Origin of the sequence: Clostridium estertheticum, from assembly GCF_018861295.1 — a bacterium.
GTDB classification, from domain to species: Bacteria; Bacillota; Clostridia; order Clostridiales; family Clostridiaceae; genus Clostridium_AD; species Clostridium_AD estertheticum_D.
Map to the genome: position 1 here is coordinate 1 of NZ_JAHLDM010000064.1, position 3,386 is coordinate 3,386.

At 34.5% G+C, this 3,386-nt stretch carries 1 protein-coding gene; it reads right to left on the minus strand.

The window, feature by feature from the left end; genetic code table 11:
* Positions 1-3,386, minus strand: a 3,386-nt coding sequence (gene nifJ, locus KPL54_RS25535) for a pyruvate:ferredoxin (flavodoxin) oxidoreductase (protein ID WP_216109292.1), incomplete at both ends; no start/stop codon positions are given.

Consider the following 3,386-nt stretch of genomic DNA (forward strand, 5'->3'; position numbering starts at 1 on the left):
ACAAATAATTCTTCTGCAACTTCTGGGAAACTTTTTGCAAGTGAAGAATATCTTACTTCGCCCATTAGGTAATCTCTAAATGAAGTAGTTGGTTCTTTAGAGTCTAATACGAATGGGTTCTTTCCTGCATCTTTAAGATCTGGATTAAATCTATACATAGCCCAGTATCCTGATTCAACAGCTCTCTTAGTCTCAAGTTGTGTACATCCCATTCCAACTCTAAGACCATGATTAATACATGGTGCATAAGCGATTATAAGTGATGGTCCTTTATATGCTTCTGCTTCTTTTATAGCTTTTAATGTCTGTGCTTTATCAGCACCCATTGCTATTTGAGCAACATAAACATATCCGTAAGTCATTGCCATCATACCTAAATCTTTTTTCTTAGTTCTCTTACCAGTAGCGGCAAATTTTGCAACTGCTGCAGTTGGTGTAGATTTTGAAGCTTGACCACCAGTATTTGAATATACTTCAGTATCAAATACAAATATATTTACATCTTCTCCAGATGCAAGTACATGATCAACTCCGCCATATCCGATATCATAAGCCCAGCCATCTCCACCAAATATCCATTGAGATTTCTTAACTAAATGATCTCTCTTTGCAAATATATCTTTTAATGCTTCGTTATTATCTTTTTCAGCATTTAATAATGGTAACATTTTATCAGTTGCAGCTTTTGAACCTTCTGCATCTTCTTTGTTTTCTATCCATTCATTAATAACTGCTTTTAATGCATCGCTTGTTTTCATTGTTAATGCATCTTTAGCTGACATTTCAACCTTATCTCTTAATTGGCTAGTTGCAAGGAACATACCAAATCCGAATTCAGCATTATCTTCAAATAATGAGTTAGCCCAAGCTGGTCCTTGACCACGTTTGTTAACTGTATATGGTGAAGCTGGTGAACTTGCTCCCCAAATAGATGAACATCCTGTAGCATTAGCTATTAACATTCTATCTCCGAATAATTGAGTTATAAGTCTAGCATATGGAGTTTCTCCACATCCAGCACAAGCTCCGCTGAATTCCATTAATGGTTGCTCAAATTGGCTTCCCTTAACAGTTGCTGTTCCCATTGGATTTTCTTTCTTAGGTAAGTTTATGTTAAACTTCCAGTTTTGTATTTTAGCTTCTTGAGAAGCATATGGTTTCATGATTAAAGCTTTTTCTTTAGCAGGGCAAACTTCAGCACAATTACCACAACCACTACAATCTTCTAAACTTATACCTATAGAAAAGTGTTGACCTTCAAATCCTTTTCCAATAGCTTTCTTACTTTCGTAAGTCTTTGGAGCATTTTTAAGATCTTCATCATTAGTTAAGAAAGGTCTTATTACAGCATGAGGACATACAAATGCACATTGATTACATTGTATACATTTATCTACTTGCCATTCTGGTACGTTAACAGCAATTCCTCTCTTTTCAAATGCAGCTGTTCCTGGCATTAATGTTCCATCTTCTATTCCAACAAATGCACTTACAGGTAAAGAATCTCCTTCTTGTCTGTTCATTACATCAGCAATGTTTTTAACGAAATCTGGTCTAGCATCTTGTGCTACAGTTGCATCTTTAACTGTTTTCCAGCTTGCAGGTACATTAATTTTAACAACAGATTGAACACCTTCATCAATTGCAGCGTTATTCATGTTGATAACTTTTTCGCCTTTTTTACCATAAGATGTAATAACAGCAGCTTTAAGATACTTAACTGCATCTTCTACTGGTATTATGTCTGCAAGTTGGAAGAAAGCTGCTTGCATAATCATGTTAACTCTTCCACCAAGACCTATTTTACCTGCTATTCCAACAGCATCAAGCGTATTGAAATTAATATTGTGATTAGCAATATAGTTCTTCATTGTAGCTGGTAAATGTTGTTCTAATTCTTCTGGAGTCCATATACAATTCAATAAGAATGTACCACCATCTTTAATTCCTTTTAAAACATCATATTTAGTTACATAAGCTTGGTTACCACAGGCAACGTAGTTTGCAGAACTAATTAAATATGTTGATTTTATAGCTTTCTTACCAAATCTTAGATGAGAGATTGTTACTCCACCTGATTTTTTAGAATCATAAGCAAAATAAGCTTGTGCAAACATATCTGTATGATTTCCTATGATTTTGATTGCACTCTTGTTAGCTCCAACAGTACCATCTGATCCAAGTCCCCAGAATTTACATTCTTTAGTTCCTTCTGGTGTTGTTGTAATAGCATCACCAACTTTGAGTGATTTATTAGTAACATCATCAACTATTCCTACAGTAAATCCGTTTACTGGAGTTTTTGCTTTTAAAGCATCATATACAGCAACGATTTGAGCTGGAGTAGTATCTTTTGATCCAAGTCCATATCTTCCGCCAACTATAACTGGTCTAGTTGCTTGATCAAAATATGCGCTTCTAACATCTTGATATAAAGGTTCTCCAATTGATCCTGGTTCTTTAGTTCTATCAAGTACTGATATTTTTTTAACTGTTTTTGGTATGTATTTAAAGAAATGATCTACTGAGAAAGGTCTAAATAAATGTACTTTAAGTACTCCAACCTTTTCTCCTTTTGCAGTTAAATAATCAATAGTTTCTTCAATTGTTTCACAAACTGATCCAATTGCTATTATTATTCTATCTGCATCAGGTGCACCATAATAGTTAAATAAGTGATAGTCAGTTCCGATTAATGAATTTATTTTTCCCATACATGTTTCAACTTTTTCTGGAAGAGCATCATAATATGTGTTTGAAGCTTCTCTTCCTTGGAAATAAACATCTGGATTTTGTGCTGTTCCACGAGTTACTGGATGTTCTGGGTTTAATGCTTTATTTCTAAAAGTCTCTAATGCTTCTTTATCTAAAAGGCTTCCTAAAGTCTCATAATCCCATGCTTCTATTTTTTGTATTTCATGAGATGTTCTAAATCCATCAAAGAAGTTTACAAATGGAATTTTTCCCTCTAGTGCTGTTAAATGAGCAACTGGTGAAAGATCCATTACTTCTTGTACACTATTCGATGCAAGTAAAGCAAAACCTGTCTGTCTTGTTGCCATTACATCTTGATGATCTCCAAAAATATTAAGTGCATGAGTAGTTAATGCTCTAGCAGCTACATGGAATACTCCTGGTAGTAATTCTCCTGCAATTTTGTACATGTTTGGAATCATTAATAATAATCCTTGAGAACATGTAAAAGTTGAAGTTAAAGCTCCTGTTTGAAGTGAACCATGTACTGCTCCTGCAGCTCCTGCTTCTGATTGCATTTCCATAATTTTAACTTTTTGACCAAATACATTTTTTGTTCCTTTAGCTGCAAGTTCATCACAATATTCTGCCATCGTTGATGATGGTGTTATAGGGTAAATTGCTGCAACATC